This is a genomic window from Mesorhizobium sp. B2-5-3 (assembly GCF_006441005.1).
In the GTDB taxonomy this organism is placed as follows: Bacteria; Pseudomonadota; Alphaproteobacteria; order Rhizobiales; family Rhizobiaceae; genus Mesorhizobium.
On record NZ_VFUS01000009.1, the window covers coordinates 1 to 19,398 of the forward strand.

Here is a 19,398-nt window from a genome sequence, read left to right on the forward strand (position 1 = left end):
CTTGGCGACGAATGTCTCCAGAAGGCCCTGAAAGCTCGACGCCGTGCCTTCCTCCTCGATCAGGAAGGCCGAATAGAGCGTGCTCGTCGCATCGTCCATCGTCACGATCAGGTCCAGCATCGGCTCACCCGCCAGCCATCGATGACGGCTGCCATCCTGATGCAGCATCATCCCCTCGCAAGGCTTCCTCTCCCGCTTGCGCCGGTGAGCACCGCGCCGCTTGGCCCGTTCCACAAGGCCCGCCGCGTGGAGCTGCGTCTTGATGAAGGTGTAGCCCCAGCTGAAATGGTGATCGCGCAGCAGGTGCTCGTGGAAATGCTTCACATTCCAGCCGAGGTAGCGATGACGGTAAAGCTCCAGCATCTCCTCAATCGCTTCCGCCGGCACCCGACGCGTCGAAAGCTTGCCCAAGCGCCGATCCAGCAACCCTGCTTCCCCAGCTTCTTCGTACCGGTCGCGGTAGCGTCGGAATTGCCGCTCCGACATGCCAAGCAACTCCCCTGCCTCCATCATCGCAAGCAACTCCCCTGCCTCCATCATCGAAAGATCGCCGCCATTCCAGCGGCTCAATACGTCCCGAAACTTTTGCATTCTCCGGTCCTGTAGCCATGCCGTCCGCTTCATCCCCAGCCTCCATCCGCTGGCGATAAAACCGGACAACTCACGTGCTACCTAATCCGGACAACTCATCTGCTTACGACAGCGCCTGCCGCCGGCCTTGCCCGGTAGGACCTGTTCGGTTAGGACACGCCCGTTGCGAAAATCGCAACGCTGTTGAGTTTTCAGCAACACGAAACACCGGGCGAATCCATGGCCGACAAATCGGAAAAGACGAAAGCGCGGCTGCCGCGCGGTTTTGCCGACCGCAGCGCCGAAGATATCCGCGCCGTCGAGAAGATGATGGCGACCATCCGCTCGGTCTACGAACTCTACGGTTTCGAACCCGCCGACCAGCCGCTGATCGAATACACCGATGCGCTCGGAAAATTCCTGCCCGACCAGGACCGGCCGAACGAAGGCGTGTTCTCCTTCCAGGACGATGACGACCAGTGGCTGTCGCTGCGCTACGACCTGACCGCGCCGACGGCGCGTTTCGTCGCCGAGAATTTCGAGCGCCTGCCAAAACCCTATCGCAGCTACCGTTCCGGCTGGGTGTTCCGCAACGAGAAGCCCGGTCCCGGCCGCTTCCGCCAGTTCATGCAGTTCGACGCCGACACGATCGGCACGCCGGGCGTCGCCGCCGACGCCGAGATGGCGATGATGATGGCCGATGTGATGGAAGCGCTCGGCATCAAGCGCGGCGACTACGTCATCCGCGTCAACAACCGCAAGGTGCTGGACGGCGTGCTCGAGGCGATCGGCCTCGGAGGTGAAGGGAATACGAGTCGTCGGCTGACCGTGCTGCGGGCGATCGACAAGCTGGACAAGCTCGGGCCGGAAGGCGTGCGGCTTCTCTTGGGACCAGGGCGCTGGGACGGCGGCAAGGAAGGCGAGGGCGACTTCGCCAAAGGCGCCGGGCTGAATGATACGCAAGCCGAGGCGGTTCTTCTGGCGACGGCGCGAAACGCGCAGGCCGGCCAGGATGCCAGCGTCGGTGCGAACGCCGTCTACCAGGAGGGCGTTGGCGAGCTCGCGACCATCGAGGCCCTGGTCAGGGCGGCGGGATACGGCGAAGATCGCGTCGCCATGGACCGCTCCGTGGTGCGCGGCCTCGAATACTACACCGGCCCGGTCTTCGAAGCCGAGCTCCTGGCCGAGATCCCCAACGAGGATGGCCAGATCGTGCGCTTCGGTTCAGTCGGGGGCGGCGGCCGCTATGACGGGCTGGTGTCGCGCTTCCGCGGCGAGCCGGTGCCGGCGACCGGTTTTTCCATCGGCGTTTCCAGGCTGATGACGGCGCTGAAGAACCTCGGCAAGCTCGACAACGCCGACGTGATCGCGCCGGTCGTCGTGCTGGTGATGGACAGGGACACCGACAGCCTCGGCCGCTACCAGAAGATGGTGGGCGAGCTGCGTGCCGCAGGCATTCGCTCCGAAATGTATCTCGGCGGCGCCGGCATGAAGGCGCAGCTCAAATATGCCGACCGTCGCGGCTGCCCGGTCGCGATCATCCAGGGCGGCGACGAGCGCGCCAAGGGCGAATTGCAGATCAAGGACCTGATCGAAGGCGCGCGCCTGTCGGCCGAGATCACGGATAATGCCGAATGGCGCGCCGCCCGCCCGGCACAGGTCACGGTGGCGGAAAGCGAGCTGGTGGCGCAGGTGAGAAAGATCCTGGCGGAGCAGGCAGCCGACCGCGCGAAGGGTGGCGCTTGAGCACCCCCCTCTGGCCTGCCGGCCATCTCTCCCGCAAGGGGGGAGATTGGATGTCGCGTATGCTTTCGCCAATCTCCGTCGTGGCAGAAAAGGCGCTGCGCTCGAAGCTGCCGATCTCCCCCCTTGCGGGGGAGATGTCCGGCAGGACAGAGGGGGGTGCCTCGCGCCCATGCGCTCTATGACCTCCCGCTATCCCGCCATCGCGGCCGACATCGCCGGCCTCTTCGCGACCCGCGACACGCATGCGGTGGAGGTCGCCGTGCTGCAGCCGGCCGATCCGTTTCTCGATATGGCCGGCGAGGATTTGCGCCGCCGCATTTTCCTGACCGAAAGCGAGACCGGGCAGACGCTCTGCCTGCGGCCGGAATTCACCATTCCCGTCTGCCTCGATCATATCGCCAGCCAGGCCGGTACGCCGCGTCGCTACTCCTATCTGGGCGAAGTGTTCCGCCAGCGCCGCGAAGGCGGCAACGAGTTCTTCCAGGCCGGCATCGAGGATCTCGGCGACCGCGACACGGCCGCTGCCGATGCCCGTTCGGTGGCCGACGCGCATGCACTGCTGTCGCTGGCGCTGCCGGGCCAGCAGCTCTCGATCACGCTCGGCGACCAGGCCATCTTCGAGGCGGTGCTGGCGGCTCTCGGCCTGCCGCGCGGCTGGCGCATGCGGCTCGCCCGCGCCTTCGGCTCGGCGACGATGCTGGAGGCAGCCCTTGCCGATCTCGCCAATCCGCCGCGCAACAGCCAGCTCTCCGGCCCGGTCGCGGCACTTGTGCTCGACGGTGACCTGGACGGTCTCTCCGCGCATATAGCCGGCGGCATGGAACAGGCCGGCCTGTCGGCTTCGGCCGGACGCGCGCCGGCCGATATCGCGCGGCGGCTGATCGAAAAGGCCGAGCTGCGCAGCGTGCGGCTGTCCAACGAAGCCTTCGCGGCGCTGAAGACCTTTCTGGCGATCGACGTGCCGCTCGACGGCGCGGCCCAGGCGCTCGAGAGTTTTGCCGGTGCCGCCGGGCTATCGCTCGGGGCCGCGCTGGAAAAATTCGCGGCGCGCGCCAAGGCCGTCGAGGCGAACGGCCTGCCGGCGCAAAAGATCCGCTATGACGCCGCCTTCGGCCGCCCGCTCGATTATTACACCGGCCTCGTCTTCGAGATCGCGGCGCAAGATGGTGAAAGGCCGCTGGCCGGCGGCGGCCGCTACGACCGGCTGCTGACGCTGCTCGGCGCCAAGACGCCGATCCCCGGCGTCGGCTTCTCGGTCTGGCTCGACCGCATCGAGGCATTGCGGGAGCATGCGCCATGATCACGCTGGCGATCCCGTCCAAGGGCCGGTTGAAGGAGCAGGCGCTGGAGGTGCTGGCGAAAGCCGGCCTCGCCATCAGCCTGCCCGGTGACGAGCGCAAATATCACGCCCGCGTCGAAGGCATGGACAATGTCGAGGTCGTTTTCCTGTCCGCCTCCGAAATATCGGGCGAGATCGGGCAAGGTGCCGTCGATCTCGGCATCACCGGCGAGGACCTCGTGCGCGAGAACCTCGCCGACTGGGAGGCGCGCGCCGAAATCGTCGCCCGTCTCGGCTTCGGCCATGCCGATGTCGTGGTGGCCGTGCCCGACATCTGGCTCGACGTCGAGACCATGGCCGACCTCGATGATGTCGCCGCCGATTTCCGCCAGCGTCACGGAAGGCGGCTCAGGATCGCCACCAAATACTGGCGGCTGACCCAGCAATTCTTCTCGCAGAAGCACGGTATCCAAGTCTATCGCATCGTCGAGAGCCTGGGCGCCACCGAGGGCGCGCCGGCGGCCGGCCTTGCCGATGTCATCGTCGACATCACCACCACCGGCTCGACGCTGCGCGCCAACCATCTCAAGGTGCTGGTCGACGGCGTCGTGCTGCGGTCGCAGGCGTGTCTTGTCGCATCGCGAAAGACGCGTTCCACGGCCGACGAGACGATGCTGCGCGACATAGCGGCCAGCATGGCCTCGGTGAAGGGATAGCTGGCGGCGGACAAATTTTGTTCTTGCTTTGTGCCGGCCACTATGCTACAAATACCGCTATGGTGATGATTTGCGCCCCCCGCCCTTCGAGGCGGGGTTTTTCGTTCTGCGCCATTCTCACGACCCTGCCATTCTTATGACCGTGGAAGGCGGCGCGGTCCGCCTTCGAAGCTTGGCCCTACCTTCGGCGGGATTTCCACCGTCCCGGCAGGCTGATAGGCTCGGATGTTCTGGGAGGAGAGAGCGATGCCGGTCAATCTCGACGAGCTGAAGAACGCCACCAGTTTGCGCGGACGCGGGGCGCGCGCCGGCAGCGTCTTTGTCGCGCCCGTCGACGGCAAGGCGCACGTCTCGGGCGAGCGCGGCGTGCCGCTGCTCGACAAGACCATCCCCGCGCTGTTCTCCGACACGGCCGGCAGATACGGCACGCTCGATGCCGCCGTCTTCGTCGGCCAGGACAAGCGCTTCACCTGGAGCGAGCTTTCCGACACGGTGGATGCGCTGGCCGCCGGTTTCCTGGCGCTGGGCCTCGAAAAGGGCGATCGCGTCGGCATCTGGTCGCCCAACCGCTGGGAATGGCTGGTGACGCAGTTCGCCACCGCCCGCATCGGCCTGATCCTGGTCAACATCAACCCGGCCTACCGGCTCACCGAGCTGGACTATGCGCTGAACAAGGTCGGCTGCAAGGCTCTGGTCACCGCGGCCAGCTTCAAGACCTCGGATTATATCGGCATGATCGAGACGCTGGCGCCGGAGATCGCGACGGCCACGCTCGGCAAGCTTAGGGCACAGAAACTGCCGGCGCTCCGGATCGTCATCCGCATGGGCGAGGAGAACTCACCCGGCATGTTCAACTTCGCCGATGTGCTGGCCATGGCGGGGCGCGACGAGCATGACAGCCTCGACCGCATCTCCGAGGGGCTGAAGCCGGACGACGCCATCAACATCCAGTTCACGAGCGGAACCACGGGCGCGCCCAAGGGCGCGACGCTGACCCACCTGAACATCGTCAACAACGGCAATTTCGTCACCTCGGCGATCAAGTTGACGGTGGACGACCGGCTCTGCATTCCCGTGCCGCTCTACCATTGCTTTGGCATGTCGATGGGCACGATGGGCTGCGTCACCAAGGGCGCGACCATGGTCTTTCCCGGCGAGGGCTTCGATGCCGGCGCGACACTGAACGCCGTGGCGCAGGAACGCTGCACCGGCCTCTACGGCGTGCCGACCATGTTCGTCGGCCTGCTCGACCATCCCGATTTCGCCGCCTTCGACCTGTCCAGCCTGCGCACCGGCATCATGGCCGGCTCGCCATGCCCGATCGAGGTGATGAAGAAGGTGGTGTCGCTGATGCATATGTCCGAAGTGACCATCGCCTACGGCATGACCGAGACCAGCCCGGTCTCCTTCCAGAGCAGCGTCGACGACCCCTTGGAAAAACGCGTCTCGACTGTCGGGCGCGTTCATCCCCATGTCGAGGTCAAGGCCGTCGATGCCGATGGCGCAACCGTTGCCGTCGGTGCGCCGGGCGAACTCTGCACACGCGGCTATTCCGTGATGAAGGGCTATTGGGACGACGAGGACAAGACCCGCGAGGCGATCGATGCCGACGGCTGGATGCATACGGGCGACCTCGCCACGATCGATGCCGAGGGCTATTGCAACATCGTCGGCCGGGTCAAGGACATGGTCATCCGCGGCGGCGAGAACGTCTATCCGCGCGAGGTCGAGGAGTTCCTCTACCGGCACCCCAAGATCAGGGAGGTGCAGGTGTTCGGCATTCCCGACGCCAAATACGGCGAGGAGCTCTGCGCCTGGATTGTGCTCAAGCCCGGCCAGATCGCCACCGAGCAGGAGATCAAGGCCTTCTGCGCCGGCCAGATCGCGCATTACAAGGTTCCGCGCCACATCCGCTTCCGCGCCGAATTGCCGATGACGGTGACCGGCAAGCCGCAGAAATTCCTGATGCGCCAGGCGATGGTCGAGGAACTGGGGCTGGTGACGCAGAAGACCGCGTGAGGGGAGCGCGGGGCGGGAAGGTGCGGTTGCCGAGACGAGTGTGAATGTCGCATTTCGGGGCCGAAAGCGGACTGGCAGGTTATAGGCAATACGCCTGCCAAAGTGGACAATCGCTGGGGTGGTTGAATAGCCGATTGCTGCTGCGCCGCGCCGATTTGATCGACCCATATAGCGTGCGAACGGCCGTCCCTCAGCCGGCTTGCAGTCGCCTAGCCGTCTTCCGCGAAGTGGGTGCGAATTTCCGAGCGCGCGAGCCGCTCTGGAAGTTTGCGATCGGTGGTGGAACCAATTTCTCGGACTTACGTTGCAAATAGCTATTTGCGGCTCTGCCGCGATATCGGGAACTGAGCAGTGGGACTGTCTTGGCAACAAGGTCCTCTCTCGACGGGAGCCATCGGTCGGTTTCTCGTCCCCGAAGCGTTGACCAAAAGAATGTTATATGTGGAACGGCTGCGCCGGCGCATGCGCGTATTGTTTGGCGGGGTTTGGGTTGCCGAAAGCGAGGACGTTCTCCTACTGTTTGAACCCGCCCGCTACCCGGTAGCTTATTTTCCGGAGTCCGACATTTCAGCACATGTGTTGGAGCGGACAGAGCAGATCACCCAACATCCTGATCTTGGGTCTACTTCATGGTACACTGTCCGGGTAGGCGAGCAACACGTGGCCGCCAGAGGAGCGTGGCAACACACGAACCTCCCTGCCCATGCAACAGAACTCCAGGGACGATTGGCGTTCGCATGGCGCGCCATGGATGCCTTCTATGAAGAAGACGAACGAATCCTGGGTCATGCTGCCGACCCATACCATCGCATAGATATTCGACAGAGTTCTCGTCACCTCGTGGTCCGCTACAACGACCGCGTCGTTGCGGATACCAGGCATCCATTGGGCCTGTACGAATCCGGGTTCGCTCCACGCTGGTATGTCCCTCGTGATGACATCCACGAGTCCTCCCTCACAGCGGTAAAGCTTCAGACGTTCTGTCCCTACAAAGGGCTCTGCAGCTATTATTCTATTGGCGACGCTCGTCAGGCGGCATGGTCCTACACCGACGCCTATCCCGAAGTCCGCCGCATTGCCAACCTTGTGTCGTTTGAGCCGGACATAGTTTCGGTCTTCCTCGACGACGTTCAGCTTCATCTCGAGCCTGGCCAGACGGTCGTCCCTCACGGTCCTGATCGAAATCTCGATGTGGCCGAGTTGGAGCGGGCACCTGGTGGAGGCCCCGAAATGATTGCCGGCGGCTAGCTACCGGTCGCGATTAAACGGAGCGGAGCATGGCGCGACTATTGTCCGTGAACGTGGGGCTTCCGCGCAACATCTCTTGGAATGACCGCACCGTATACACCGGCATTTTCAAAAACCCGGTAGCCGGACGTTGTCGCGTTGGCCGATTGAATTTGGACGGCGACGGTCAGGGCGACCTCGCCGGGCACGGGGGCGAGCAGCGGGCCGTCTTCGTCTATCAAATCGCATCATATCGCTACTGGCAGAAGCACCTGAACAGGACCGACTTCGTCTATGGTCAGTTCGGCGAAAACTTCACGGTCGAGGGCTTGCCAGACGATGCAGTTTGCATCGGAGATCGATTTCGTATTGGAGGCGCGCTTTTCGAGGTCACTCAACCTCGCGTCACATGCTACCGGGTTGGCATCCGCATGGACGAGCCCCGAATGCCGGCATTGCTGACTTCCAGCGGCCGGCCAGGATTCTACTTCCGAGTTCTGCAAGAAGGCGAGGTAGGAGCGGGCGACGAAATCCTCAAGGTGGGCGAAGCGAATGAACGGGTAACCGTCGCTGAGCTGAATGCACTGCTTTATTCACCGGAACATCCCCGCGTCGAATTGGAGCGCGCGGCGCGGATCAAAGCGCTTTCGCCAGGATGGCGGGGTTCTTTTGAGGCTTTGCTGCGCAGCCAATCGACCGGCGTAGAGAGCGGCAATGCCGGGCTCGCTCCGCCAGCCGCGTTACACCCTGCTGCTCCCGGATTTCAGCCGCTCGCGGTGGCTGATCTAGAGCAGGAGTCCGTGGACGTCGTCTCTCTGTCGATGCGGCATCCCGATGGAAAGCCGCTCCCGCCCGCTCTACCTGGTCAATATATCGTGCTGCGCCTTCGCCCGACCCGTTCCAGTGCTGCGCTATTTCGCAGCTACTCGCTCTCGGGCCCACTCTCGGAAGAGCGCTACAGAATCAGCGTCAAGATCGAACCGCACGGGACGGCCGGCCTTTTTCTGCGGGATCATGTGCGGATAGGCGATCTTGTCGACGTAAGCTCGCCGCGCGGAAGCTTTACATTGCAGCCTGGGCAGAGCCCCGTGGTTCTGCTCAGCGCAGGCATCGGCGCGACACCTCTTCTGGCAATACTATACGCGCTGGCGGCAGCCCGGGACACGCGGCAGGTCCTCTGGCTATACGCGGCTCGCGACAGACGGCACCATCCTTTTGCAGCCGAAGTCCGCCGTCTGATGGCCAGTCTCCCCCATGGTCGCAGTTATGTCTGCTATAGCAGGCCAGACCCGGTCGACAGACTCGGCGTCGATTTTGATGTAACCGGCCACCTATCATCATTGGTCTTCAATAGTGTCAGTATCCCGCAGGACGCGGACGTCTATCTCTGCGGACCTGTCGACTTCATGGCAGACATGAAAGAGGCGCTAGCCGCATCGGGCGTCGCCCCGGATCGCGTTCGTATCGAGATCTTCAACGGGAGCGAGCCGCTGAACCCCGGTGTTGTTGCCAGCGAGCGGCGCGCGCCACATCTGCCGGAAGGCGACACCGATGCCGGTCCGCTGGTCTCGTTCGCTCGAAGTGGTGTAGCCGCCCATTGGAACCCTTCAGTGTACCGGAGCATTCTGGAGCTGGCAGAGGCCTGTGACGTTCCCTCCCGGTGGTCATGCCGAACCGGTGTTTGTCACAACTGCGAAAGTGGGTTGATATCAGGCGCGATCGCCTATGAGCCTGAACCGCTTGAAAGGCCGGCCGACGGCAACCTTCTCATTTGCTGCTCGCAACCGACCCGTGATCTAGTCATCGATTTGTAAGCTAATCGAAGGGGACGGACTATGAAGTCTGGCACAGCCGCGTTCGGAACATTATCGCTTGAGGTTGTCACACTGCCGATAAGCGATATCGATCGTGCGCTCCGGTTTTATGTGGACCGGGTCGGCTTTGCGCTCGATGTCGACTATGCGCCGAACACCACCTTCCGTGTGGTCCAGCTCACGCCGCCTGGCTCCCACTGCTCAATACAATTCGGCAGAGGCGTTACGGACGCGCCCGCAGGGTCGCTTCGCAACATCTATCTTGTCGTTACGGATATTGAGACTGCGCGAAGCCGGTTGCTCGAACGCGGAGTCGAAGTCAGCGAACTCAAGCACAAGGCTCCGATCGACGGCTGGGGTGGGGCGTTCGCCCCAGGTTTCGACCCCAACCACCGCGACTATGCCAGCTTCGCGGGCTTCTCGGATCCAGATGGCAACACTTGGGTGCTGCAGGAACGGGGACACCCTGATGTGTGATGCGCGAGCAGCGCTGTGAAATCGCAAAAACGCTGCGGAGTTAGGCCTACTTTTGTCAGTTTCGCCGCGTTTCAGCCATTGGCGGTTCGGGATTCAAATAGCCGAGCAGACAGCAGATGCAGAGACCCAAGCCCGCAAGGGAGTACTTCAGCGCAATCATTGCAGCCACGCCGAAGAGGGCCAAGGTCGTAAAGGATCGGACGCGCATGAGCCTGCGTACTTTGGGCGAAATCTTGACGCTGCTTCGCCGATCGAGCAGCTCCCAGATCAGCCCGATGTAGGTTGCATTCACCAGAGAGAAGGCGGCTGCGTAAAAGGCTACGGGCTGCGGCTCGAGTTCGCTCACCGCCATCCAAGCAGTGGATAGCGGAGCAGTGAGATCGAAAACAAATGCGCGAAATTGAACCACATGAGGTGCGGTGTCGTCTCGCGAGCGTAGCGCATGAGGTAGTGGTGATTGGCCCAGACGATGGCGATTAAGATGTAGCTCACGGCGTAACTCAGCCACGTCGCCACAGGGATAGCAATGCAACGAAAGTCGGCTGACCGGGTGGTCTCAACTCCAGCACCAGCACGGTGATGAGAACGGCGAATACGCCATCAGAGAACATGCTCAGTCGTTTCTAGAGTCGCAGGGCAAGATATTTACGTCAATTGGCTGTCGACTTACCTATCTCGGCTCGGAGTTCCGGCATTCAGGGTCTTGCGAGATAGCGTCTTCCCGTGCCACTCAAACCAAGCGCCAATCGGGAAGGCAATGAAGATCGATGATCCGCTCGGATCCGGCTCACATCTCTGCCGCCATGAACGCAGACGAAAACGACCACTTTCGGGAACGTTTTGAAGTTTGCTGAATGGCGGGAAAGAGGCGCATAGCAGCCGTCCAACAAACGCGCATTCGCCTTGCGCCGACCTCAAGCCTGGAGGGCACCGACCTCAGCCCTCACTCCTTCACCGCCCCCCCGTAGAGGGGGCTCGAGGAAGAATAATAGAGCACCGGCAGCGGATCGATCAGCGCGCCTGCCATTCATAGACGTTCGGGCGCTCGTAAGCGCGCCAACCGGCATGTCTTGTTTTCGCCTGCCACATCCGCTTCCGAGCTGCTTCGCGTTTCTTTTCACAGTTGAGCACTTCCCGCGCGTTGTCTAACGCAGAAGCGGGAAGTCTCCGTCTCTCCCGGACTTACGCCTTGGCGGCGTTCTGTGCAGCCTCGAACACATCTCGTGCGGACGTCGTACCGGCTACGTGCTCCGTACTCGCGGCGCCGAGGTCCATCCATCCCGCGTTCACGGCCTCGAACATTTCTTCGGCAGGTCCGGAGCGGCCCTTGGGGATGCCGAATTGCTCGAAGGCTTCCGCCCAGCCTGCACGCGGGATTGCAAAGGCTTTCACGTCGCGATTGAGGACTTCACCCAACTGCCCCGCGACGTCATCGGCGGTGACCATCGAACCAACCTCGATGACGCGCTGCCCTGACCACGCCGGCCCGGTCAAGACGGATGCGACCTCCGCGCCGATGTCGTTCGTCGCGACCATGGTCGATTTCCGGTTTGTCGGATTGTAGTAGACCGGTAGCGTTCCGCCCTGCGCGACCTGCAAGCCGTAGAGGAAGTTTTCGAAGAACCCGCCGGCGCGCACAAATGCGATTGGCGATTTCAGGTCGCGAAGACCTTGCTCCAGAAGCGACAGGGCCGTGATCACCCCGTGCCCGCTGGCTCGGTTCGCGCCCATCGACGAAAGCGCGACCACGCGCGGCGGCGCGGCCTTGGTGAGCGCCTCGACATAGTTTGCAATCACGCCCTTTGCTTCCTTGTAATCGGGCGAGGGCGCCCAGACAGGGGGCAACATGACGAACGCGCCTTCGACGCCTCCGAGCGCTTGCTCGATGGCTGCCGGATCATTCCAATCGCCGTCCACCAGCTCCACGCCCTTGTTCGCCCAGTTGGCCGCCTTCTCGCGATTGCGGACGAGCGCGCGTACATCCTTGCGGTGCGCCAACAGATGTTCTGCCGTTGCGCCGCCAACTTTTCCCGTGATTCCCATTACTAGAAACATGTGTTTTCTCCTGATGTCGAGGGACAGGGCACTGCCCCGGTTGGTCAATGGATGAGCGGTAGAATGGCCCGGATTCGGGGATCGCGCAGATAGAGGCCGCCCCACGCCAGCGCGCCCAGAAGCAGGGAAATGATCTCCGGCGGCGATCCCAACTCACCAATGCGGACGTGGGCGCAGATGGCGCCGCCCAAAAAGCCCGTTACCAGGATCGCGCCGAGGACGGCGGTGGCCGGAATGGCGTAGAGGATGGCGCAGGCGAGTATGATCGGGCCCATGACACGGGTCAGGTCCATCGCGAACCCGGTTTCCTGCAACATGCCCGCGATCTGTGCCGGCGCGAAAAGCTGAATGGTGCCGTCTGCCACCAGAGCGATAACGACAAACGCGCTCATGATCCGGCCGGCCCACAGGGCGCGATGCAAGTTCACGGTTTCGGCTGCCTGACGCGGGTTCATGGTTTCGGACATTTGTCGTTCTCCGATGGGGAGATCCCATATCCGAAACTTACTGTGCCTCCTGAGTGTGATAAACACCGAGAAAATGAACCAACTGTTCTCTTTATAAAAAACAATAGAGGTACGAAAATGCAGAATCTCGAGCACGTCCTCATTTTCATAACGGTAGCGGAAATGGGCAGCTTCACCCGCGCGGCCGATAGCCTGGGCATCCAGAAGGGGAGGGCCTCGACGGCGGTCCGCAAGCTGGAAGAAGACGTCGGTGCCAGGCTCCTGCACCGCACCACGCGCAGCGTGCGCCTGACGGAGGACGGGCGCGCGTTTCATGCCCGTGCCCGCGATCTGCTGGCTGAAGTCGATGATCTGCACTCGATGTTCGCCGGCGATCGCGTGGCGCTTCGCGGGCGCTTACGGGTCGATCTTCCGACCGAAGTGGCGCGCACGACGATCGTGCCGGCCTTGCCGGAGTTCATGGCGGCTCACCCCGAGTTGGAGCTGGAGGTGTCGAGTACCGACCGGCAAGTCGATCTGGTTCAAGAGGGGTTTGACTGCGTCTTGCGACTTGGTCCCATCGGAGACGAGACGCTGATTGCCCGCCCGCTGGGCCTGTTGCGCATGGTCAACGCCGCCAGTCCCGCTTATCTGGCGCGCTATGGCGTCCCTCGGTCGCTGGACGACCTCCAGCGCCAGGAACATCGGACAATTCATTTTTCGACGATGCTGGGCGCGAGACCGCATGGATGGGAATATCCGGACGGCGACGGCTACTCGACGCGTCAGTTGCCAGGCGCGCTACACGTCAACAGCGCGCAGACCTACGACGCTGCCGCCGTCGCCGGCCTTGGCCTGATTCAAGCGCCGCTTCTGGGGATTGGCCAATACTTGAAGAGTGGAGCGCTGGTGGAGATCATGCCCGATTTGCGTCGCCGGGCGATCCCCGTGTCCTTCGTCGTAGCACATCGCAGCAATCTGTCGCGCCGCGTCCGCGCATTCATGAAATGGATCGAAGATGTACTGGCGCCGTATCTCGAATAGCGGGACGAACATCTTCGTCCCGCCTCGAAATCAACATTCTGGGTATGTCTGCCGGTCGGCGGCCCGGCGGGCCAACAGAATGCGACACCGAAACCGGCGGGGCCGACATGAGATATCGCTGCTCGCAACCTATCCGGGGCCGCCCGTCTGGACGAAATCGGGGAGAGAGGAACCGTCCCTCTCTCCCCCAAGACCTCACGGGCGAACGCGGATGACCGTTTTCCCCGCGCGTCGCTCGGTCGAGTTGAAGGCGGCGATCGCCTCGTCGAGAGGAGCGACTTTGCCGATGTTCGTCCGCAGCCGTCCGTTCCGCACCCGCTGGACGATCTCGCTCAGCTGGGCACGATCGGCTTCGACGACGAAGTCGACCGCCAGGCCATCCACGGGCCTCGCCTCGGCCGGGCCGACGACAGTCACCATCGTGCCTCCGGCTCGGATCAGCGCCGCGGACCGCTTCTGGATGTCGCCGCCGATGACATCGAACACCAGATCGACGCCGCGCACGTCTTCGAGGGCGTCGTTCTCGAGGTCGACGAATTCGTTTGCGCCGAAGTCGAGCGCCTTCTGGCGGTCGGCAGAGCGTCCGGTGCCAATGACGTAGGCGCCGGCCTCTCGTGCGAGCTGCGTCACCATCGACCCGACGGCGCCGGCCGCGCCATGCGCAAGGACGCTCTGCCCCGCCTGAAGACGGCCGTGCTGAAACAGTCCCTGCCACGCGGTCAGGCCCGAGATCGGCAGGCTAGCGCCCACCGTGAAGTCGACATCGCCCGGCAATGGCGCGAGGTTGCGGGCCTCGATAGCGATATACTCCGCCAGGGTGCCGTCGCGATACCAGTCGGCGAGGCCGAACACCCGCTGGCCCACCGACAGTCCCGTCGTACCGTAGCCCAGGGCGGTGACCACCCCGGCCAGCTCGTGCCCGGGGATCGATGGCGTCCGGTCGCCGTCGACGCGATCGGTCCAGGTCGAGGGCCACGTCAGCTCGGTCGGGACGAACCCCGACGCATGGATCTCGACGACGACATCGTTTATCGCCGCCTGCGGCTCGGGCCGCTGCACCACCTTCATCCCGGCCGTTCCTGCAGCCTGGTCCGTCACTACGATCGCTTTCATGGGAATTGTCTCCTCAGACATTTGTTGGTTCGGGGTAATTTACGGGCGTGGAAGGTCTTCGATCTCTCACGCAATCAGCCATTGGCGCGGCGCCTTCCACGAGAGCGGCAGTTCTTGCCATCCCTGTCTCCGCAAGATCTGGAGTTGCCGGGGATTATGCAAAGTCCAGGACATCGGCCACCGGCATGCGCGGCTTCTGCGGCCAGTTGCCGGCTCGCTCCGGTCCGACGGTCAGCAGCATCACCGGCACTTCGTCTTCGGCCAGGCCGAAGACGCCGTGCACCGCCTCGGCGTCGAAACCGATCATCGGTGTCGAACCCATGCCCAGCGACCGGGCCGTGTAGATGATCGCCGCGGTGCCGAAGGTCGCGGAGCGTACCGCCTCGTCGCGCTGGCGCTGCGGCTGATCGTCATACAAACCGCGAGCGGGGATCTCCCATTCCGGCACCAGGTGCGCCGGCATGATGCCGGCCTCCACCACGGGCGCCAGGCGGGCTGGGACGGTGCTGGCATCGGCCAGCCTGCCGATGATGATGAAGGTCACGGCCGCATCGGTGATCGCCGGCTGATTCCAGGCGATCGGGCGCAGCCGTGCCTTGGCTTCCGGCGAGCGTACGGCGATGAAGCGCCAGTTCTGCAGGTGGAAGGAGGTTGGCGCGGACGTGCCGATACGCACCAGGTCGCGGATTTGGTCGTCGCTCAGGGTGGCAGCGGGATCGTAGTACTTGGCGGCGCTGCGGCTTAGGATCGTTTCGATGACGGCATTCGTCGCGAAAGCGTTTTCGCTCTTCCCGGTTTGCGCGAAGATCTGGGCGGCTACGCGGGTTGCGGGTCCGGTGGTGGCGAGGCAGTTCATTGGATGGCTCCCTTATCAAGTGATTGCGGAGCCTAATCTACGGGGAAGAGTGATTATTTCGAGGCTGAATTAGCTCAATATGATGCGCGAAAGGATCAAATTGCGCTTTCTCGATTCCGGACCGCGCGTCTTACTCGCCCTTGTGCGCCAGTCGCCGCCACTCCCCCGGCGTCATCCCCGTCCTTTCGGCGAAAACACGCCGGAACGCCGAAACGGATTGATACCCGACGGTCTCGGCCACGGCCTCGGTGCTGATCGCCGGCTTCTTCAACTCGTTGGCGGCCAGGCTCATGCGGAGATCGGTCAACAAATCGAGCGCGGAGCGACCCAGCTTGTCCTGGAACTGGCGCATGAACGTAGCGCGCGACATCCCGCACAAATCGGCCAGATCGGGTAGTTTCCAAGGCCGTGCCGCATCGGCGAACATCGCGGAAATGGCTGGAGCAAGCCGTGGATTGCCGGCCAGGGCCAACAAGCCTTCGGGGGCTTTCCCGGATTGGCTCGCCGCGCGCAGTACCAGTGTGAACAGGGCCGAAGAAAGCGCGTTGAGAATGGCGCGTCCTCCGGCTCTGTCTCCGGCGGACTCCATTCGCATCAGCGTCACCAGGCCGGCCAGTTGGCTGGAGGCGGAGCCGATGCCGTTTTCTTCATCGCCGTCCTTGGACCGCGCCACCAGATCCGCAGGCAGGTAGTTGCGGACCAGCCGATCATGGGGTGGTGCGATAAAAAATCGCCCACACAGCAGATCCAGTTGCTCGCCCTGGCCATCATTCTCGCTCAGCATCCATCCGGCAGCCCCCCGCCGTTGCTGGGTAGGGATTGGTATTTGCCCGCTGCCGTCGTGCAGCACATGCGCCGCGCCGTGAGGCAGCAGCACAATATCTCCACTCACCAGCTCCCTTGCTGCTCTCGTGTCCGGATCCTCCAAAATGGCCCGGCCCCTGACGATGACATGGTAGGGAATTTCGTTTGCGGCAGCCTTGCTCCAGGCAATGCGCCACGGCGCACCGTAGGCGCAGCGGACCTCGAGCTGGCCGGTAACGGTGATGATTTGCAAGAGATGGCTGAGCCAGTCCACTTCAGACATTGGACCTCGAAAACCGGAAATGGTGAAACATCTTATCGCAATTGTGCACTGGTTCTATCTGTCGCTCACATTTCCAAACCCGGCTACGCTCGCGCCTGGATCGCGAGCGAGCCACCGAGCGCCGCACGATCGGAACAGGGGCCTGTATCAGGCGCCGCGGCCAAGTGCAGTTTCTTTCGCCTTTCAAAACGGATGCACGACCCAACCGCGCAGGCTATATTGTCGCATCGGGCCGACGTCATCGAAGGGGAGGGCATGACATGCAGGCAATGCCGATAGCGCACCACGTCGCGCAACCCGAGGTCGTGCCCTCCGTGACCGGCTATCCGGCCGCCGTCCTGTGCTGGCTGCTTTCGGCTGGCGTCTATATCGCGGCCAAATGGGTGGCGCCTGAAATGCCGCCCTGGGGCCTCTGCTTCTGGCGGCTGACGCTTGCCTGCGCCATCCTGCTGCCGATCGTGCACCGTCATCACGACGCGATGATCGGACTGTTGCGAACGCGCGTCGTGGAGGTCGTCGCGGTGGGGGCGATCGGCCTCAGCCTGTGCCAAGGTATGATCTACCATGGCCTCAACGACACCGACGCCACCACGGCCGGCATCATCATGGCGCTGTCGCCTGTCATGACGATGGTGCTCGCCCGTTTCGTGCTTGGCGAGCCGCTCGGGCTGTGGAAGTCGCTAGGCGCGCTGGTTGCGCTCGCCGGGATGATTTTCATCGTTGCCCACGGCAACCTGACGGCGCTGCTGCAACTCAAGTTCAACGCCGGCGAGCTGTGGATCGTCGGCAGCGCGTTCTGCTGGGGCCTGTACACCGTGCTTTTGCGTCGTGCCAAATTCGGCATCGAACTCCTGCCGATGGTCGTGCTGCTGCTCGGCGCTGGTGCGCTGGTCGCCTTGCCGTTCCATGTGTGGGAATTGTTCAACGACGAACGCTCCGCCATGGACGTCCACAGCATTCTCGCGCTCGCCTATCTGGCAGGTCCGGGCGGCGCCTTGATGTACTATCTCTACAACAAAAGCGTGGAAACGCTCGGCGCGAGCCGAGCGAGCATGCTGCTCTACCTGCAGACGGTGTTCGTCGCTGTGTTAGCCTATCTGCTGCTCGGCGAGGGCTTGCACGATTACGATCTGGTCGGCGCGGCCTTCATCGTCACCGGCATCGTACTCGCCACCGTGGTCAAACCCAGGCCAGCTCAACCACGCGTGGCGTAGATAAATCGAAGGTCAGGACGGTTCACTGTCGAAACAGGCGCGCAGCAAATGCAACCCTTCTTCGATGCGGGGCGTCGGAATGGCGCCATACCCCAGCATGATGCCGGCTCGCGGTATGGCGTTCACGGCGAACCGTGACAGGATCTGGACGGCGACGCTCCGATCGGCTGCGCGGCGCGCGACCTCGGCGATCTGGTCCGCCGACATTTTCCGGGCAAGAGCGGTGAGATGGAGCCCCGTTGTCGATGGGATGAGTTCGAGATGATCGGCAAAATCATTGGCGATGGCGTTCGCGATGATCTGGTGCCGTTCCCGGTAGATTGCGTTCACCCGACGGATGTGACGCGCAAAGGCGCCCTCATCGATGAAGCGCGCGAGCGCTGCTTGCGCCGGGGTCGATGAATGCCAGTCGCTGACGAATTTCGCTTTGTGCACGGCCGCTCGCAGCGATGGCGGCGTCAATATGAAGCCCAGCCGAAGCGTCGGCAGCATTGTCTTCGAGAAGGAGCCGACGTAGATGACCCGGCCTTTTGCGTCGAGCGTCTGCAACGGCTCGAGGGGACGGCCCCCGAAACGGAACTCGCTGTCGTAGTCGTCTTCGATGATGGCCGCGTTATTTCGCTCGGCCCAGGCCAGCAGCGCCTGCCGGCGCGGCAGCGTCATCGTCACCGAAAGCGGAAATTGATGAGACGGCGTGACATACACGGCTCGGACTCCGCGCGGTAGCGCATCAACGACCAGGCCCTGGCAATCCACCGGTACACCGACCACACGAATACCCAAGGCCTTGAACAAATGCCTCGGAGGACCGTAGCCCGGATCTTCAATGGCAATTGCATCGCCCGGTGCCAGCAGGACGCGGGCCAGGACATCCAGTGCCTGCTGCGTACCGTTTGTGACAATGATGTCGTCCGCAGCCGCCCCGATCCCTCGGGAGATGCCTATGTGCCTGGCGATTGCGACCCTGAGATCGTGATGTCCGGCGGGATGCTCGTAAGTGCCGGCGGTCGCTTCGCCCGAACGCAGCGCCCAAACCACCGACCGCCGCCACGCCCCGTGCGGAAACAGCGAAGCATCGCAAAACCCGGCGTGAAAGTCGAACCGAACCGGCTCGAATGCGGGTGGTGGGGCTATCGCCTCCCAGATCTGGCGTGGCTGGAGCACGCCGGTAGATCGGCGTCCGGTCTTTTCTCGCCCGGCCGGCACGACCAATTCGCTGATGAACGTCCCAGACCCCTGCCGGGATGTCACGAACCCTTCCGCGGCGAGCCGTTCATAAACCACGGTCACGGTGGCACGCGACACGGCAAGCGTCCGCGCCAGTTCGCGGCCAGGCGGCAGAGGGTCGCCGGGCCGCAGCCGTCGATCCAGAACGGCGCGCCGTATCTGACGATAAATCTCGCCGCTGAGATTCTTGCGCCCGACCAGGCTTATGTGAAAGGTGGTCATTGTTCAGCAACTGGAATTGGTCTGACGCAGGCACTGGAATTCAGCCTGCCACCAGTCCTCCTGCGTCCTGCCGGCTTAGCGGCAGCGCCTTGCAAGTGCCGTCATGCCAATTGGAATTGGACTGGCCAAGAATCCATGAATTGGCACTTCTATCGGTCCTCTAGCCTCCTTACCATTGCTTCGGCGGCAAGGGAAGAAGCGGATGGCTGGCTATGGGAGGCTGAAATGCCTCGAGCGGAGACTCGAATCCATCACCCGTCGAGCGTGCGACTACCTTGGTCTGTGC

At 63.0% G+C, this 19,398-nt stretch carries 18 protein-coding genes; 9 read left to right on the forward strand and 9 right to left on the reverse strand.

From position 1 onward, the window contains the following. Positions 1-624: helix-turn-helix domain-containing protein (locus FJ867_RS20995; RefSeq protein WP_140818488.1), on the reverse strand; the 624-nt coding region annotated here is incomplete at its 3' end. Positions 625-810: 186 nt separating this feature from the next. Here FJ867_RS20995 and hisS point away from each other — a divergent pair. From hisS to FJ867_RS21030, 7 genes are all read left to right on the forward strand, one after another. Continuing rightward, positions 811-2,316 (forward strand): histidine--tRNA ligase, encoded by a 1,506-nt coding sequence (gene hisS / locus FJ867_RS21000; protein WP_140581203.1) that lies wholly within the window; start codon positions 811-813, stop codon positions 2,314-2,316. Between the two features lie 178 nt (positions 2,317-2,494). Then, positions 2,495-3,616, forward strand: coding sequence for an ATP phosphoribosyltransferase regulatory subunit (locus FJ867_RS21005; protein ID WP_140524793.1), 1,122 nt, complete (start codon positions 2,495-2,497; stop codon positions 3,614-3,616). Beyond that, positions 3,613-4,311 carry an ATP phosphoribosyltransferase gene (hisG, locus tag FJ867_RS21010; RefSeq protein WP_140498360.1) on the forward strand — a complete coding sequence of 233 codons (699 nt, stop codon included), beginning with the start codon at positions 3,613-3,615 and terminating at the stop codon, positions 4,309-4,311. The genes FJ867_RS21005 and hisG overlap by 4 nt, the downstream gene beginning before the upstream one ends. Before the next feature lie 246 nt (positions 4,312-4,557). Then, positions 4,558-6,330 (forward strand): AMP-binding protein, encoded by a 1,773-nt coding sequence (locus FJ867_RS21015; RefSeq protein ID WP_140818489.1) that lies wholly within the window; start codon positions 4,558-4,560, stop codon positions 6,328-6,330. A gap of 432 nt (positions 6,331-6,762) precedes the next feature. Then, positions 6,763-7,578 (forward strand): DUF427 domain-containing protein, encoded by an 816-nt coding sequence (locus tag FJ867_RS21020; RefSeq protein ID WP_224681817.1) that lies wholly within the window; start codon positions 6,763-6,765, stop codon positions 7,576-7,578. A 29-nt stretch (positions 7,579-7,607) separates the two neighbouring features. Further along, a complete protein-coding gene (locus tag FJ867_RS21025) occupies positions 7,608-9,371 on the forward strand; it encodes an MOSC and FAD-binding oxidoreductase domain-containing protein (protein ID WP_140649858.1) in 1,764 nt (587 codons plus the stop codon). A 21-nt stretch (positions 9,372-9,392) separates the two neighbouring features. Beyond that, positions 9,393-9,848: a VOC family protein gene (locus tag FJ867_RS21030; protein ID WP_140498356.1), complete on the forward strand. Its 456-nt coding sequence runs from the start codon at positions 9,393-9,395 to the stop codon at positions 9,846-9,848. A 55-nt stretch (positions 9,849-9,903) separates the two neighbouring features. Here the strand turns inward: FJ867_RS21030 and FJ867_RS29095 are convergent, their stop codons facing one another. The 4 genes from FJ867_RS29095 to FJ867_RS21045 all read right to left on the reverse strand — a co-directional run bounded on the left by FJ867_RS29095 (position 9,904) and on the right by FJ867_RS21045 (position 12,370). Then, on the reverse strand, positions 9,904-10,194 hold the full coding sequence (locus tag FJ867_RS29095) for a hypothetical protein (protein ID WP_246675094.1): 291 nt from the start codon (positions 10,192-10,194) through the stop codon (positions 9,904-9,906). Then, on the reverse strand, positions 10,191-10,340 hold the full coding sequence (locus FJ867_RS29100) for a TMEM175 family protein (protein WP_246675095.1): 150 nt from the start codon (positions 10,338-10,340) through the stop codon (positions 10,191-10,193). The genes FJ867_RS29095 and FJ867_RS29100 overlap by 4 nt, the downstream gene beginning before the upstream one ends. Positions 10,341-11,030: 690 nt before the next feature. Further along, the gene (locus tag FJ867_RS21040; RefSeq protein WP_140818493.1) at positions 11,031-11,903 is read right to left on the reverse strand and encodes an NmrA family NAD(P)-binding protein; all 873 of its coding nucleotides are present in this window, start codon (positions 11,901-11,903) and stop codon (positions 11,031-11,033) included. A gap of 44 nt (positions 11,904-11,947) precedes the next feature. Further along, positions 11,948-12,370, reverse strand: a complete 423-nt coding sequence (locus FJ867_RS21045) for a DoxX family protein (protein WP_140818495.1) — start codon at positions 12,368-12,370, stop codon at positions 11,948-11,950. A gap of 117 nt (positions 12,371-12,487) precedes the next feature. Here FJ867_RS21045 and FJ867_RS21050 point away from each other — a divergent pair, with 117 nt between their 5' ends. Next, on the forward strand, positions 12,488-13,393 hold the full coding sequence (locus tag FJ867_RS21050; RefSeq protein ID WP_140498353.1) for a LysR family transcriptional regulator: 906 nt from the start codon (positions 12,488-12,490) through the stop codon (positions 13,391-13,393). Positions 13,394-13,588: 195 nt separating this feature from the next. On the opposite strand, the gene FJ867_RS21055 is transcribed toward FJ867_RS21050, so the two are convergent. The 3 genes from FJ867_RS21055 to FJ867_RS21065 form a co-directional block, all read right to left on the reverse strand. Next, positions 13,589-14,506, reverse strand: a complete 918-nt coding sequence (locus tag FJ867_RS21055; protein ID WP_140498352.1) for an NADP-dependent oxidoreductase — start codon at positions 14,504-14,506, stop codon at positions 13,589-13,591. A gap of 154 nt (positions 14,507-14,660) precedes the next feature. Then, positions 14,661-15,362, reverse strand: a complete 702-nt coding sequence (locus tag FJ867_RS21060) for a nitroreductase family protein (protein ID WP_246675097.1) — start codon at positions 15,360-15,362, stop codon at positions 14,661-14,663. 130 nt (positions 15,363-15,492) lie between these two features. Then, the gene (locus tag FJ867_RS21065; protein ID WP_140763351.1) at positions 15,493-16,449 is read right to left on the reverse strand and encodes an AraC family transcriptional regulator; all 957 of its coding nucleotides are present in this window, start codon (positions 16,447-16,449) and stop codon (positions 15,493-15,495) included. 260 nt (positions 16,450-16,709) lie between these two features. Here FJ867_RS21065 and FJ867_RS21070 point away from each other — a divergent pair, with 260 nt between their 5' ends. Continuing rightward, positions 16,710-17,663 carry an EamA family transporter gene (locus FJ867_RS21070; RefSeq protein WP_140818497.1) on the forward strand — a complete coding sequence of 318 codons (954 nt, stop codon included), beginning with the start codon at positions 16,710-16,712 and terminating at the stop codon, positions 17,661-17,663. 12 nt (positions 17,664-17,675) lie between these two features. Here FJ867_RS21070 and FJ867_RS21075 read toward each other — a convergent pair whose 3' ends face one another. Continuing rightward, complete coding sequence (locus FJ867_RS21075; protein ID WP_140665599.1) at positions 17,676-19,112, reverse strand: PLP-dependent aminotransferase family protein; 1,437 nt, start codon at positions 19,110-19,112, stop codon at positions 17,676-17,678. Positions 19,113-19,398: the final 286 nt, after the last annotated feature.

Coding starts and splice junctions, on each gene's coding strand:
- hisS (WP_140581203.1), top strand. CDS start 811: ATGGCCGACAAATCGGAAAAGACGAAAGCGCGGCTGCCGCGCGGTTTT.
- FJ867_RS21005 (WP_140524793.1), top strand. CDS start 2,495: ATGACCTCCCGCTATCCCGCCATCGCGGCCGACATCGCCGGCCTCTTC.
- hisG (WP_140498360.1), top strand. CDS start 3,613: ATGATCACGCTGGCGATCCCGTCCAAGGGCCGGTTGAAGGAGCAGGCG.
- FJ867_RS21015 (WP_140818489.1), top strand. CDS start 4,558: ATGCCGGTCAATCTCGACGAGCTGAAGAACGCCACCAGTTTGCGCGGA.
- FJ867_RS21020 (WP_224681817.1), top strand. CDS start 6,763: ATGTTATATGTGGAACGGCTGCGCCGGCGCATGCGCGTATTGTTTGGC.
- FJ867_RS21025 (WP_140649858.1), top strand. CDS start 7,608: ATGGCGCGACTATTGTCCGTGAACGTGGGGCTTCCGCGCAACATCTCT.
- FJ867_RS21030 (WP_140498356.1), top strand. CDS start 9,393: ATGAAGTCTGGCACAGCCGCGTTCGGAACATTATCGCTTGAGGTTGTC.
- FJ867_RS21040 (WP_140818493.1), bottom strand. CDS start 11,903: ATGTTTCTAGTAATGGGAATCACGGGAAAAGTTGGCGGCGCAACGGCA.
- FJ867_RS21045 (WP_140818495.1), bottom strand. CDS start 12,370: ATGTCCGAAACCATGAACCCGCGTCAGGCAGCCGAAACCGTGAACTTG.
- FJ867_RS21050 (WP_140498353.1), top strand. CDS start 12,488: ATGCAGAATCTCGAGCACGTCCTCATTTTCATAACGGTAGCGGAAATG.
- FJ867_RS21055 (WP_140498352.1), bottom strand. CDS start 14,506: ATGAAAGCGATCGTAGTGACGGACCAGGCTGCAGGAACGGCCGGGATG.
- FJ867_RS21060 (WP_246675097.1), bottom strand. CDS start 15,362: ATGAACTGCCTCGCCACCACCGGACCCGCAACCCGCGTAGCCGCCCAG.
- FJ867_RS21065 (WP_140763351.1), bottom strand. CDS start 16,449: ATGTCTGAAGTGGACTGGCTCAGCCATCTCTTGCAAATCATCACCGTT.
- FJ867_RS21070 (WP_140818497.1), top strand. CDS start 16,710: ATGCAGGCAATGCCGATAGCGCACCACGTCGCGCAACCCGAGGTCGTG.
- FJ867_RS21075 (WP_140665599.1), bottom strand. CDS start 19,112: ATGACCACCTTTCACATAAGCCTGGTCGGGCGCAAGAATCTCAGCGGC.